At 38.3% G+C, this 14,711-nt stretch carries 12 protein-coding genes; 5 read left to right on the top strand and 7 right to left on the bottom strand.

The window, feature by feature from the left end:
- Positions 1–24: 24 nt before the first annotated feature.
- Entirely contained in the window at positions 25–2,448 is a 2,424-nt protein-coding gene (locus DKZ56_RS12870; RefSeq protein ID WP_484421933.1) for a 3-hydroxyacyl-CoA dehydrogenase/enoyl-CoA hydratase family protein, read from the bottom strand.
- 289 nt (positions 2,449–2,737) lie between these two features.
- Here DKZ56_RS12870 and DKZ56_RS12875 point away from each other — a divergent pair, with 289 nt between their 5' ends.
- Complete coding sequence (locus DKZ56_RS12875; RefSeq protein WP_208650345.1) at positions 2,738–3,058, top strand: thioredoxin family protein; 321 nt, start codon at positions 2,738–2,740, stop codon at positions 3,056–3,058.
- Between the two features lie 50 nt (positions 3,059–3,108).
- On the opposite strand, the gene DKZ56_RS12880 is transcribed toward DKZ56_RS12875, so the two are convergent.
- Complete coding sequence (locus tag DKZ56_RS12880; RefSeq protein ID WP_208650346.1) at positions 3,109–3,519, bottom strand: hypothetical protein; 411 nt, start codon at positions 3,517–3,519, stop codon at positions 3,109–3,111.
- 208 nt (positions 3,520–3,727) lie between these two features.
- Here DKZ56_RS12880 and DKZ56_RS12885 point away from each other — a divergent pair, with 208 nt between their 5' ends.
- Positions 3,728–4,900 (top strand): YbfB/YjiJ family MFS transporter, encoded by a 1,173-nt coding sequence (locus DKZ56_RS12885; protein WP_208650347.1) that lies wholly within the window; start codon positions 3,728–3,730, stop codon positions 4,898–4,900.
- Positions 4,901–5,091: 191 nt separating this feature from the next.
- Here DKZ56_RS12885 and DKZ56_RS12890 read toward each other — a convergent pair whose 3' ends face one another.
- The gene (locus tag DKZ56_RS12890; protein WP_208650348.1) at positions 5,092–6,561 is read right to left on the bottom strand and encodes a methyl-accepting chemotaxis protein; all 1,470 of its coding nucleotides are present in this window, start codon (positions 6,559–6,561) and stop codon (positions 5,092–5,094) included.
- Between the two features lie 190 nt (positions 6,562–6,751).
- Between DKZ56_RS12890 and DKZ56_RS12895 the strand changes: the two genes are divergently transcribed.
- Complete coding sequence (locus DKZ56_RS12895; protein ID WP_208650349.1) at positions 6,752–7,279, top strand: C39 family peptidase; 528 nt, start codon at positions 6,752–6,754, stop codon at positions 7,277–7,279.
- Positions 7,280–7,480: 201 nt separating this feature from the next.
- On the opposite strand, the gene DKZ56_RS12900 is transcribed toward DKZ56_RS12895, so the two are convergent.
- The 3 genes from DKZ56_RS12900 to DKZ56_RS12910 form a co-directional block, all read right to left on the bottom strand.
- Positions 7,481–8,362, bottom strand: a complete 882-nt coding sequence (locus DKZ56_RS12900; RefSeq protein WP_208650350.1) for a 5'-3' exonuclease — start codon at positions 8,360–8,362, stop codon at positions 7,481–7,483.
- A 115-nt stretch (positions 8,363–8,477) separates the two neighbouring features.
- Positions 8,478–10,472 carry an ABC1 kinase family protein gene (locus DKZ56_RS12905; RefSeq protein WP_208650351.1) on the bottom strand — a complete coding sequence of 665 codons (1,995 nt, stop codon included), beginning with the start codon at positions 10,470–10,472 and terminating at the stop codon, positions 8,478–8,480.
- Positions 10,473–10,629: 157 nt separating this feature from the next.
- Positions 10,630–11,394, bottom strand: a complete 765-nt coding sequence (locus DKZ56_RS12910) for a metallophosphoesterase (protein ID WP_208650352.1) — start codon at positions 11,392–11,394, stop codon at positions 10,630–10,632.
- A 460-nt stretch (positions 11,395–11,854) separates the two neighbouring features.
- Here DKZ56_RS12910 and DKZ56_RS12915 point away from each other — a divergent pair, with 460 nt between their 5' ends.
- Positions 11,855–12,049, top strand: a complete 195-nt coding sequence (locus DKZ56_RS12915; RefSeq protein ID WP_208650353.1) for a hypothetical protein — start codon at positions 11,855–11,857, stop codon at positions 12,047–12,049.
- A gap of 79 nt (positions 12,050–12,128) precedes the next feature.
- Positions 12,129–13,883: a B12-binding domain-containing radical SAM protein gene (locus DKZ56_RS12920; protein ID WP_208650354.1), complete on the top strand. Its 1,755-nt coding sequence runs from the start codon at positions 12,129–12,131 to the stop codon at positions 13,881–13,883.
- A 73-nt stretch (positions 13,884–13,956) separates the two neighbouring features.
- Here DKZ56_RS12920 and DKZ56_RS12925 read toward each other — a convergent pair whose 3' ends face one another.
- Positions 13,957–14,637 carry a DUF554 domain-containing protein gene (locus DKZ56_RS12925; RefSeq protein ID WP_208650355.1) on the bottom strand — a complete coding sequence of 227 codons (681 nt, stop codon included), beginning with the start codon at positions 14,635–14,637 and terminating at the stop codon, positions 13,957–13,959.
- Positions 14,638–14,711: the final 74 nt, after the last annotated feature.

Raw genomic sequence — 14,711 nt, forward strand, 5'->3', positions numbered from 1 at the left:
TAACTCCCCCTTTGTTCGTCTATATTAATTGCGCAACGGTTTTCCAGTTACGAGCATATGTTGCATGCGTTGTTGTGATTTTTGATCAGCCACAAGTTCTAAGAATGCTTGGCGCTCCAGATTTAACAGATATTCTTCCGGCACTTCTGTTCCATATGGCACAAGGCCTCCTGCAATGACATAAGCAAGTTTTTTCGCAATTTTTAAATCATGTTCGGAAATGTAGCCGCTAGTGTACATATTTTGAGCTGCGAGTAGAAGCGTTGCATAACCGGGAGCTCCTACCACTTTGATTTTCTTCTTCACAGGTGGTTTGTAGCCAGATTCATATAATTGAAGTGCCACTTGTTTTGCATCGTAAATCAAGTGGTCAGGATTTACAGAAATGCCATCCTGTTTGCCTAAGAAGTTGTTTTCACGAGCTTCTTCAGCGGAAGTAGAAACTTTCGCCATCGCGATTGTTTCAAACACTTTATTGGCAACCGCTTGTAAATCAATGTCTACCCCATTTGGAAGATTCTCTAAAGTTTTCTCATAGAGTGCTAGATTTCCGCCGCCGCCTGGAATGAGTCCAACGCCTACTTCCACAAGCCCCATATATGTTTCCGTAGAAGCTTGAATGCGGGCTGCAGGCAAGCACACTTCCGCTCCTCCGCCAAGCGTCATGCCAAATGGTGCTGCAACAACCGGTTTTTTCGAGTATTTAATGCGGCGCATCGTTTTTTGGAATGCCCGTACGACATAATCAATTTCAAAAATGTTGTCATCTTGTGCTTCCATTAAAATCATGCCAAGGTTGGCCCCAACGCAGAAGTTTTTGCCTTGGTTGCCGATGACAAGCCCTTTGTATTCAGCTTCCACTACATCGATGGCATAGTTGAGCATTTGAATAATATCAAGTCCAATGGCATTGGATTTTGAATGGAACTCAAGAAGCAAAATGCCGTCGCCGATATCAATTAAGCTCGCGCCAGGGTTAGATTTTAAGACGCCGTGTTTTTTCTTATAGCGCTTTAAATCGATAGCCTTTTCATTAACAGGAATTACTTCATAATCTTCTCCATTAAAGAACGCCAACTGCCCATCGATTTCTTTGTAGAAAGAATCATAGCCTTTCTCCAATAATTTCTTCACGAATGCAGGAATCGTACGCCCTTCTTCTTCCATTCGTTTTACTGATTTTTCTACGCCGATTGCATCCCACATTTCAAAAGGACCTTGACTCCAGCCGAATCCCCATTTCATGGCATTATCAATTTCCACAAGATTGTCAGCGATAACGCCGTTGAGTTCAGCAGAGTAAATCAATGTTGGAGCAAAGATGTTCCATAATAGCTCTCCTGCGCGGTCATTTGCAAATACTAAAGTTTTTAAACGGTTATCCAAGCCTTTTGCTTGTTTTGCAAGTTCTATAGATGGAGCTTTTAATTTCTTTTGAGGCACATATTCCATTGTATTTGGATCAATTTCGTAAATCTCTTTACCTTTTTTCATATAAAAGCCTTGGCCGGATTTTGCTCCAAGGGCGCCTTGCTCCACTAATTTATGGACAACTTCTGGAACTTCGAATATTTTTTGCTCTTCGCCTGTTGTTTGGTCATACACTGTTTTCGCCACATGAATATACGTATCCAAACCTACTACATCTAGAGTGCGGAAAGTAGCGGATTTTGGTCTTCCGATTAATGGCCCAGTTACAGAGTCCACTTCGCCGACAGAATAGCCGCGTTTTAACATTTCATGAAGCGTAATTTGCAATCCATATGTTCCGATGCGGTTTGCCACGAAGTTTGGTGTATCTTTACCAACTACTACGCCTTTGCCAAGAACATCTTCTGCAAAGGTTTTCATATAGGACAATACTTCTGGCAATGTATCCTCCGCAGGAATGATTTCAAGCAATTTCAAATAGCGTGGCGGATTAAAGAAGTGCGTTCCTAAGAAATGCTTTTTAAATTCTTCAGAACGTCCTTCCACCATTTTGTTTACACTGATTCCTGAAGTGTTGGAGCTGACGATTGTACCAGGCTTTCTTACTTTTTCAATTTTTTCAAACAAGTTTCGTTTCACTTCAAGATTTTCAACAACAACTTCAATAATCCAATCCACTTCTTTGAGCTTGTCTAAATCATCTTCCAAATTTCCAACTGTTAAAAGCGCCAAATTTTTTGGAGATGTAAGCGGCGCTGGTTTTTGTTTCAGCAATTTTTGAACAGCGTTGTTGACGATTCGGTTTCTCACCGCTGGATGTTCAAGGGTTAAACCTTTTTCTTCTTCCTCTTTTGTCAGTTCTCTTGGAACAATATCTAACATATATGTTGGTATGCCGATATTTACTAAATGGGCTGCAATGCCGGATCCCATTACCCCTGATCCAATAACTGCTACTTTTTCAATCTTGTACGTCACAACCAATTCCCCCTTTTCTATTTTTGAATGAACAATCATTCATTTTATACTCCTATACCCCTTTGCTCTATATTTAGTTTATTCAGCAGTGAAAAATGATGATTCTTTTTCATGAAAATGAATGACTATTCATTTCGGCTTCAAAAAAAATACATAAAGCAGCAATTCCTGTTTTTAGTGTAGATGATTTTTCAAAATTTCGCAATCCTTTTATTTTAATTTTCGAAAAATTTATTGATATTTTAATAGTTTGACGCCTTCGTTCAGCGCAAATTTCTTTCCGAGTTTCACCAAAATGTGTAAACTACTACATAAGGAGGCGAAAAAAATGAAAGAAATTACGTCTGTTGAACAATTTAATGAAATCATTAGCAAAAACGAGCCTGTCATCGTCAAATTTTATGCGACATGGTGCCCTGACTGCACACGCATGAATATGTTCATCGATCCAATCATCGAAAAATATAACCAATACGAATGGTATGAAATCAACCGGGACAACTTTCCTGAACTTGCTGAAAAATATCAAGTGCTCGGAATTCCAAGTTTATTAATTTACAAAAATGGGGAAAAGCTTGAGCATTTACATAGCGCCAACGCCAAAACTCCGGATGATGTAACGCAATTTCTAGATGCTCAAAACATTTAATAAGTAAAATTTTGGACATAACTTTTTCTCTAAAAGTTATGTCCTTCATTTCATAACCAATTTTTTTCTTTTTTTGTTCCATGAAATATGCCAAGCATCAATGTAACCCCCGCTGCTATTTCCGTTAAGCCAGTCGAGTGAACTTTCGCAATCCAATTTCCAAAGGGCACCGCACCCGTTGTTATGGATGATACAGGCAGTACGAGCGATATAATTAAGCACGGAAGAAATGCGCCGATCAACATTGGATAGTTGAAATGGATTTTCCATTGCTTAATGCAAATGAAAGATAAATAAATCCCCAATAAAAAACGAATGAAAAAAATGTACCAAAAATATCCTTCTATCCGATAGTTGATGCTCTCTTCAATTTGCTGTTTCAAATCAAAGCTGATGATCAATAAAATGAAAAGCCCAATGACCCAAAGAATTTTCCAACCATAAGACCATACTTTATCCACCAGTCATCCTCCCACCAATATCAGCGTTTTCAATCATTATATGAAGTAATTTCTTACATTTTCCAGATTGATAGAACTTTCACTCTTTCGATAAATCTTGAAATACTTTTTCGCCATAGCTAGTTGGCATTCCTTCATTTGTTCATATAAAATTTTTCATTTTCTTAATTTATCGAAAATTGGTAGATTAATAGGAGGGGGTGGAATTTTGCAGAAAAATTTGTTCACGATTTTATTGGGGGGTATATTTTCATTAGCCATTGCCATGGGAATTGGGCGATTTTCCTATACGGTTATTTTGCCTTATATGCAATCAGCTGAAAAATTTTCAAGTTCCACTGCAGGATTTTTGGCAACAAGCAATTATTTTGGCTATTTTGTTGGCGCTGTCCTTGCAGGGAAAATGGATTTGCAAAATAAAAAAACATTATACTTACGAATCTCACTTCTTTTCAGTATTTTGACTACTGCCATGATGGGGCTTTCCAGCAACATTTTCATTTGGTACATCATCCGGTTTATCTCTGGTGTCGCGAGCGCCTTTATTTTCGTCCTCGCATCAAGCATTGTACTGGACGTCTTAGCAAAGGGGGACAAAAGCCATTTATCCGGAATTTTTTATAGCGGTGTTGGAGTCGGCATTGCTTTAAGCGGCATCATTGTTTCTCCATTGCATAAAGCCTTTGAATGGCAGGGAACTTGGATCGGTCTTGCCCTTTTATGTCTGGCACTATTCATTTTTATTCTATTATGGGTCAATGATCAAAAAACAATTGCCAAGACGGAATCCAGCAGTACTTCTCCATCTTTTCAACATCCTCCATCCAGCTGGATTAAGTGGCTCATCATCGCTTATGGATTGGAAGGGCTTGGCTATATCATTACAGGCACCTTTATCGTGGCCATTGCCGATGAATCAAAGTCTTTTTTATATGATTCTGCCACGGTTTGGATTGTTGCTGGACTTGCTGCTATTCCTTCCTGCATCCTTTGGTCTACCTTTGCGAAAAAAGCAGGATATGTTCTTGCACTCATTTGTGCTATGGTTCTCCAAGGAATTGGAGTATTTTTCCCAGTTCTTTCGGAAAATGCTTTATCCCTTTACGCTAGTGCCTTTCTATTTGGGGCAACTTTTATGGGAATCACGACAATTGCCACATCCCTTGGAAGACAAATATTGCCAGTCAACAGCCACCGCATTCTCGGCTTTTTAACTGCCAGCTATGCATTGGGGCAAATGATTGGGCCCAGCATTGCCGGAGTGCTTGCAGCAATCACAAACAGCCATCATTACTCGCTCATGGGCGCTACGTTTGTTATTTTCATTGGAGCCCTTTGCCTTGGAAGCGGGTTGAAATATGAAAAAAGAAATCTAGCATAAAACAAAAAAGAGGCTGTCCAGAAAGTCGAACACTTTCGGAAACAGCCTTACTTCTTCTAGTAATATTCTCTTAAAAACTTTCCCTGCGGTGGTCACAAAACGCGCCTCCTCGTCGCAATTCTGCGGCAAAAACTCTAGCGACAGCCACAAAGGGGGCGTCTTGAAATGACTTTTCAGACGCCCCCTTTCTCTCAGCTTTTTGTCATTTCTCTCAATTTTTTGCTTAATTCATTAATCTCAATAATGGATTGATTGATGGAAGCGATCAATTCATGTTCATTTTCTAAAGTGGATATAATTTCTTCTGTAACGGCGGCATTTTCCTGCGAAATAGCGGAAACGTTTTCGATTTGATTTTGAATAACAAAGAAATTATCTTTGGCCCGTTCAATTTCCGACTTTTCCATGATTAATGCTTCATAGATTTCTGAATAAGTATTTTTGATTTCATCAAAAAAGATAGCAATATCATTTAGGAGCCTTCTTCCCTCTGTTATCGCTGTCTCGCCCTGAGTTGATTTTTCCTGCGCTTCTTTCGATTTGTTGAATAGCTCTTTTGTAACGATTTGAATATTTTTCGTAATTTGTGCGCTTTGTTCTGCCAGTTTTCTTACCTCTTCGGCAACAATGGCAAAGCCTTTGCCATGCTCTCCGGCTCGGGCTGATTCAATGGCCGCATTCAGCGCCAATAAATTTGTCTGGTCAGCAATATCTCGAATACTAACTAAGAGCGCGTTCACTTGCTCCAAGCTCTCTTGCAAATCAGAAACCGTAATTTTCGTATTGCTGATTGTCGTTCCTACCGAATCCATGTAATCTGTTACTTGATTAATTTTATTCCAGCCTTCCTGCACTTTTTGGTTCATATTTTCCGATTTTTTCATTATTTCTTCAGAGACTGAAACAATTTCATCCATTCTTTCAACTGACTGGGTCATCGAATCATTGATGATCATTACGCTATTTGCTTCTCCTTGAATTCCAGAGCCCATTTGTTCCGCTGATTGAACAATATCTTTGCTGGATTTATAAATGCTGTCAATTTCACCGCGAAACTTTGTAAGATGCTCGTCCAATAAATCGGTAGCCGATTCTACGGAAGAGAAAGTTTCTTTTAATTTCTTTACAAGCTCATTTGCTTCAAACTCTTTTTGATAGGCATCTTCAAGCAGCTGTCTGCCCCATCGAGTCAATAAGTATAGCAAAATCACCATAGCATTCATTACAAAAAAGATCACGACAAAATTGTTGTTCGTCCCTATCAATTTTTCAGGATAAAAGAAATAGATGCCAAGATAAGCGATGTCCAAAAATGCGCCTAATGCCAAAATCAACTCTTTTTTGAAATAGAGAGTAACCATTGCAATCGAAAGGATAATGATATAATGTTTCCCTAAAGTAAAACCATCCATTAAAAAGAGTGTAATAATTATAATACTCGGAATTAATGAAATTAATAAACCCTTTACATATTTGTTAATGGGCAGAAAATACATAAGTATTGATACTAGGAAGATTACAACTCCTGCATAAACATATAATTTGCTTCCTTGAAACCCCTTTTCTATGACATGAGGCCCACAAATTAAAAAAACTAAAATCATAGTCAAAACAATATTAATTTTGTGAACTCTATGGGTGTCATAATTAACTTGAATCACATCGTTCCCTCCCCTAAGAATATGTGATTGCAAATTTTCGACAAAAATTTCCTCGGAAATAAATATTCTGAAAATTAAGTATATTACACCATATTAAATCTTATTCAACCTATTGGTGTAAATAGGATTTTTATACTAATTCTACGCCAATGTTCTACAATTATTTGATAAAATTGAATGGGTGATTATTATGAAAAAGTTGATTCAGCTGCAAGGCTTTTCTCAATATGATGATGGAATTCAACCGCCCTACCGGAATTCCGCCTGTGGTCCAACTACAATCTACGTCATATTAAAGTATTTATTTGGACAAGACATCGCCAAGGATGTCAATACCCTTTATAGACTTTTAGGAACTACAAAAATCGGGTTGTTTCGTTGGAAGCTCATAAAAAATTTGCAGCACTATTTAGGGACGGACTATATTGTAAAAAAATGCTCCTTAAAGCAAGCATTGAAACAAATTGATGAAGGCCGGCCCGTTGCAGCAAAATTTGATAAATACTTCACTTTCCACTGGAAAACAAAGCCAACTTTTAAATATCATTGGGTTCCGTTGATTGGGTATGAAATTTTAGATGGGGAGCTTTTTTTAATCGTTCATGATAATGGGGGAATCAACCGAGAAAGCCAAATTCGAAAAGTTCCATATGGAAAAAACTACAAGGTGCTAAGTTTCGTAAAAATTGAGCCGAGGAACAGTGAATGGGGCATTTGAAAAGCCATTTTGAGACGATTCATTTGCACGAGGAGAAGCGTTTAATGTGACCACCGCAGGAGCAAAGATTTTAAAATAATTTTACTATTAGAGGTGAGGCAGTCCTGAAAGTTTTAAACTTTTTGGACTGCCTTTGCCAATCCTATATTTGAAAACATAAAAAATGCCGCTTCGTTTTCTTTCTAAACAGCATTGTATAATTTATGAAAATAAGGAATATGCATGTTTCGCAATTGACGTGAAACCCTTCTTTGCCAACTCATCGAAAGCGGCTGATGAGTATGTCGGTACAATGAATTCTTCTAAAGTAGCATTGATTGCAACATTTCGTTGAATGGAAGCTAATTGATAGGACAATTTTAACATTTCCATATTCTCCGCAATTTTGTTTCGCTGGCTCGGTTTTAATTCATCTAAATGCCGCAGTACTCCATCAACAGAACCATATTTTTGAATGAGCTGCAGCGCTGTTTTTGGTCCGATGCCTTTCACCCCAGGATATCCGTCGCTTGCATCGCCCATGAACGCCTTAACGTCCACAAATTGATGGGGGTCGATGGCATATTCCTCTTTAAACCGTTCCATTGTATACACATCATACTCGGAATATCCTTTTTTCGTAAAAGCAATTTCCGTCGCCGGATTCAACAATTGCAATAAATCTTTATCTCCGCTGATGATCGTGATATTCGCTTCTTCCTTCCATTTCTCGACGATGGAGCCGATGCAATCATCCGCTTCCATTCCCGCTTCTCCAATATTTTTCCAGCCAATCCATTCAGCCACTTCCATTGCCATGTCAAACTGCGGAATTAATTCTTCCGGGGGATTAGTTCGATTGGCTTTATATCCGTCAAACAGCTCATTGCGGAAAGTATGCGTTCCCATATCCCAACAAATGACAAGATGACTCGGCTTCACAATGGATTGGGCAGTCAATACATGCCTTGCAAATCCTTGCACGCCATTTGTAGGTCTTCCATCCGGCAAATATTGATAATGGCCCATCACGCTTGTGGCATAAAAAGAACGGAATAAAAGAGCCATTCCGTCAATCACTAATATATGTGGTTGATGTTTCATTACATCGTTCCTCACTTTCTTCCAAACCATTATAACAAAAGACAGGCATTCTGTAATTGGAATCCCTATCAAAAAAAAAGCACCTTCCCTCTATAATAAGGGGAAAGTGCTTTCTTTAATCTCTCCGCTTCATATCCCGAATGGCTTGAATAGATAAACGAACAAGCAAAATCGCACATAAAAACAATCCGAGATACGCAGCGGTGTTTAAATAAATGGCATAGGCTGTTTCGATAAATTGGGATATAGCAAGAAGGGCTGTGGAAATAAATCCAAAAGTAATGCCCACCATTAATAAAACGAATTTTGAAAACAACTGCGTAACGAATTTAGCATTTGTTTTATCCGAGAAAATGTCATGATGCAAAATGACTTTTCCATCTTCTATTTTCCGTATGAATTGATCAAACCGTCTCGGAATTTTCCGCAAGTTCGGGATTAACAGCGCCAATTCTTCCTGTACTTTTTGCATTGTTTCTACCGGCTCTTGAATCGGTTTTCTGATGGAAGCTTTCAGAAATTGATTCATGAATTCTTTTGCTTCTTCAAAAATATTGATGCTAGAATCAATTAAATTTAATGTGCCATCTAAAGTCACAATCACACGCAATGCAAGACTCACCGGCGAATAAAATTGCAATCCCGATTCCCGAATCACTGTAAAAATTGAATATATGATTTCATCTGTTGGAACTTTATTCACATAAGAAATTTTTAATAAAATTTGTCCAATGGCTTGCTCTAATTCTTGCCGGTCAATTTCATCTTTATTTTTGATTAATAAGGAAATGGCGTCATATAAAATGGCAGGGTCCGACTGCTGAATGCCGATGAAAAATAGTTTGAGCCCCTCCAACTGCTGTCCTGATAACCGGCAAACTGCCCCAAAATCAAGTAGAATGAGCTCTCCTGTTTCCGGATTTACCGCAATATTTCCAGGGTGCGGGTCGGCATGAAATATTCCTGAAACCATAGCTTGTTCTAAATAGGAATCAATGAGTTTTCTTGCCACTTCATGCCTGTCAATATATACCGAAAAATCATATTTGTCTAATTCCGCAATGCTGACACCCTTTACATATTCCATCACTAAAATATTCTCATTGCTATATTCCTCATAAACCTTTGGAATTTTTACACCCAATTTACTTTGCTTCAATATATTTCGGATTTGAATCATATTGCGGGCTTCTATAGAAAAGTCCGTTTCTTCTTTCATGGAATTGGCAAACCCTTGTGCCAACGCTTTAAATCCCAAACTTTCCGCCCATTGAGATTTGGCTGTAATCCAATCAGCAAAATCCAATAATATATTTAAATCTTCGCGCATGATAGTTTTTACTTGGGGCCGCAAAATTTTGACGACCACTTCTTCATGAGTATTTTTTAAGACTGCTCGATGCACTTGACCGATGGAAGCAGCAGCCAGCGGTTTCTCTTCAAAAAAAGAAAACACCTCATCCATCCCTTGAGGATAATTTTCTTTTAACACCCTATGGACTTCCTCTATTGGCATCGGAGACACTTTTTGCTGCAACTTTTTTAATTCCTCAATAAAAACTGGTGAAAATAATTCTTTCCGTGTGGATAAGACTTGTCCAAATTTAATAAAAATACCACCGCTCTCTTCAAGGGTGGCCCTTAAAGCAATGGCGAGATGCCTGTCTGTATCCCGGTTTCTGGCATATTTAACGGTTCTTGTAATTCCATTCGTAACAGCTGCTTTAACAACCGCCCGCAACCGTTTTTGATAACGCCAATAATTGATGGCTTTTCGAAAAATCGATTTTTTCTCTGAATACCGCCCTGAGTTTTCATCCAGCGCAATCGGGTCAAAAAGCTCAAAAAATAAATAAATCAGCATGGAAATCAATAGCATGCTGCCAATCCATAATAAGGTAGCAACACTTACGACGCCACCCTCGTCTCCATAGTGCGGATGTTCCCGTACATACGTATACCAAAAAACGAAGGTAGTGAATGAGACACTGATAATGACAGACAGTACTCTTCGAAATAAATTTACGTTGGAACCAATAAGCCTTCCGCTAATAAAAAAGATAATAATTGAAACAAACAGTATTTGAAGCAATGCATTGATTGTACTCATCCACTTCACCACTTCCAAATTAAATATCCATTCATCTTATTATAGCTATCCAGCAGTCGAAGTCATTCCTACCATTTCTCGTTTCAATTTGAAAAAGAATCTCAATATTGTTCAAAACAGGATTCGCAAATAGGTGAATCCTGTAGGGAAACATCGTCTATAAAGAAAATTGATTGGTGACAATCTCTTCCCCATTTGCCGAATACACTTCAACTTGTGGAGAATGTTTATGTAAACGAACTCCATGAATTTTTCCGCCTTTATAAATATCGCCGCCGCCATCAATGCCGATTTTTTTGCGGCAAGGGGAAACCCAAACTTTGCTTGAACCATCTTCATTTAAAAAAATGGTAGGTGTATGGCCAAAGACGATAATTTCCTCCGCTTTGTGAGGCACTTTTGTAAATTCTTCGCGAATCCAAAGAAAATCATCAGCACCTGTTTCTAAAAAATCTTCCACTTCTGCATTGATTCCTGCATGTACAAACACATAAGGCTTCCAGTAATAATACAAACGGAGATTTTTTAAAAATTCCAATTCATCCGCAAAATTGGTTTTAATGATGTCAACTATTTCTTCAGCACTTAAATCATCTAAAGAAGGCTGTTGAGGCAGTGCAGAAAGAAAACTTTGGATGGTGCTTAATCCGCCGACTTTAGGAGCAAAATAAAAATCAGTCATCACTTTTGGTTTTTTTAGCCAGTTCAAAAATAATTGTTCATGATTTCCGCTTAACGTAATCACCTTATGCGCTTCCGAAAGTTCCATCACTTTCCGCAAAACTTGCAAACTCTCATTTCCGCGGTCTATGTAGTCACCTAAAAAAACGAGAAGTTCTTCCTCTGGGTTCCAATAATCCAATATTTTGTTCAGCAAATGATAACTTCCATGTATATCTCCAATGGCAAATACTTTATCCATTTGTACACCTCTAATCCATACATAGAGAAGGATTATTTCTCCACTTCCATTTTATTCAATTATACTACAGAACAGTGTGAAAATTTCATGCATTTTTACACCCCCCACCTTTATTCTCTAAAATATTCCATCCTGTATAGATTGAATAAGAGATTTTCATACTAATATTTAATGTATTTCCTGCTATTTCATCATGATTAAAGGAGATGCTTATAAAATACATCGGATGTTATCCTCATCCTCAGCGCTTGCAGTGTTCCTTCCGAAACAAACTTAGTACGCCTGATAATTAAAAAGAAGAGAAAACCATTCAGCAGCTCGTTGTGGATAACGAAAATATAAAAATGACGGCATGAAATATGAACAAATCAAATTCAACAGTCACGATTACTTTTGACATTTTAAATAAACGAGAAGATTCCATAAAATCAAAGCCGAACAATTATCTGTCGATGATCGGATGATAGATGAAAGCATCTATCAATTAGAACAAGAGATTTTGCCTCACAAAGCGGCAAATGCAAAATTAATGATTCAACAAAAAGAGGGCGTAGATTTTCCTGAATTTAAAAATGATATTGAAATGAGACTGTATATTTCATCTTTAAAAGATTCGTCTTATGTTGAACAACATCTAGTGAATATCATTTATTAAGTAACTTTATAAGATTGTCGCCCATTATCCGTGTATAATAGATGTGATATTTGAAATAGTTTTTAAAGGAGTTCGACTCATGATTATTATTCTCACAACATTGAATGCCAAATACATTCATACAAACTTGGCTATCCGTTATTTAAAGGCCTATGCCAGACCGGAGTTTGATCCGGCAATTGTCGAGTTTACAATAAAAGAGCCGACGTTGAATATCGTGACAGAACTTTATCAGCGAAAACCGGATGTAGTAGGTTTTAGCTGCTATATTTGGAACATCGAAGAAACGATTAAAGTCATTCAAATGCTGAAAGCCGTGAGTCCTAAAACGAAAATTGTTTTAGGCGGCCCTGAAGTTTCTTACGATGTCCCTTATTGGCTTCGCCGATTAGAAGGGCTTGTGGATTTCATCATTATGGGGGAAGGAGAATATTCCTTTAAACAATTGCTTAAATTTTTACATGAAGAAATCCCATTGGAAGAAGTGCCAGGCATTGCATACTTGAAGGACGGCAAGATGAACATCCATCCACAACCGAAAAAAATCGACTTGCGGGAAATGCCGAGCCCTTTCCGTTTTGAGGAAGACCGGGATTCCATTTCAAACCGGATCCAATATATTGAAACGAGCCGCGGATGCCCATTCAGCTGCCAATTTTGCTTATCATCTATTGAAGTGGGTGTTCGTTATTTTGACAGAGAAAAAATTAAAGACGACATTCGTTATTTAATGGCCAATGGTGCAAAAACCATCAAGTTCGTTGACCGCACGTTTAACATCAGCCGCCGCTATGCAATGGATATGTTCCAATTTTTGATTGATGAACATGTACCCGGCGTGGTGTTCCAGTTTGAGATTACGGCAGACATCATGCGTCCGGAAGTCATTCAATTTTTAAATGAAAATGCACCAGGTGGACTCTTCCGTTTTGAAATCGGCGTTCAATCCACAAATGATTTAACAAATGAACTAGTCAAACGGAAACAAAACTTCGAAAAATTAAAAAGAACGGTCACAATGGTGAAAGAAGGAGGAAAAATAGACCAGCATTTGGATTTGATCGCCGGGCTTCCGGAAGAAGATTACGCAAGCTTCCGCAAAACGTTCAACGATGTGTTCGAGATGCGCCCGGAAGAGCTGCAACTTGGTTTCCTGAAATTGTTGAGAGGTACCGGTTTACGAATCGAAGCGGAAAAGTTCGGGTATACATACGTGGATATTGCACCTTATGAAATCTTATCGAATAACGTGTTGAGCTTCGATGATATCATCCGCATTAAGCAGGCGGAAGATGTGCTTGAAAAATATTGGAACACCCATCGGATGGACGACACGGTTGAATATTTGGTGACGGAAGTTTTTGAAACGCCATTCGATTTCTTCCAAAACTTCGGTGCGTTCTGGGAAGAAAAAGGCTGGTCCAGAATCGGGCATCAACTGGAGGACTTGTTTACAAGATTGGATGAATTTTTGCGGACTTTGCCTAATGTAAACTTGGGAATTGTCCATAGTTTAATGAAACTCGATTTCTTATCAAAACAGCAATTCCATCCTCGAAAACTATGGTGGGAAGAACGGATTCAAAAGGAAGAATTGAAAGCGATCAACAAACGGTTGAGCGAAAAGCCGGAAATCGCCGGAGAAGAATTTGCCCAAATGCAAGTGAATGAGAAGGAACTAGTAAAACACTCCCTCATCGTCCCTTTCAACATCGACTACGAGGAATACAAAAAAGGAAACATTGTGGAAAAGGACACGTATTTATTCGTCTTCTTTAGACAAGGAAATTCCCCATACTTGGCAACCTTTCCAAAAAGCGTGATAAAAGAATAAATATTTTGCAGCACAAACAACCAATAAAGTTTGTGCTGCTTTTTATTTAGAGAGCATTTCCCCCATGGCCTCTTTACTTAATGAAAGCTAAAATAATAAACCAAAGGACTGGCACAAAGAGAGCCGGCAACATATTTAATGATTTATTGTCTTTGATGCCTAAAATCGACAAACCTGAACTTAAAATTAATATACCTCCCACAATCGAAACTTCCGTCATAAGCTCATTTGTTAAAAACGGCTCAATATATTTGGCGCATAAAAAAATCGAACCTTGCCAGCAAAACAATACAACCGCCGCAAACGCAATGCCGATTCCGTAAGTAGCCGCGAGCGCCATCGAAGTTACTAAATCGAGAGTAGCATTAGTAAATAAATATGTATGATTATGATGCAATGCGCTTTCCACAGGTCCTAAAATTGATAAAGTGCCTATACAAAACAGCAAGATTGCTGTAGACAAACCTTTGCTTAAATCCGTTTTTGAAAAACGATCAACAACCTTTTTAAACCTTCCATCAAAATCAATAATCGTTCCAATTAATCCACCGATGGATAAACTGGCGATAAATAATACCGGGTATTTACTGTTGGGCATATTTTGGACCACCGCATTAATGCCCAAAGCTGTTGCAGCAAAACCCATTGCCGTAAACAATGCGGACTGGTATTCCTCTTTGATTCCCTTTTTCAATACGCTTCCCACAATACTTCCAACCAGAATACAAATGGTATTGACGATTGTACCGATCATCTTTTTACACTCCTATCAACATCCGAAAACTTCTATCAAACCATTCTTCAAATATACAAATTTTGTCATAATAA

It is taken from the genome of Ureibacillus thermophilus (assembly GCF_004331915.1).
In the GTDB taxonomy this organism is placed as follows: domain Bacteria; phylum Bacillota; class Bacilli; order Bacillales_A; family Planococcaceae; genus Ureibacillus; species Ureibacillus thermophilus.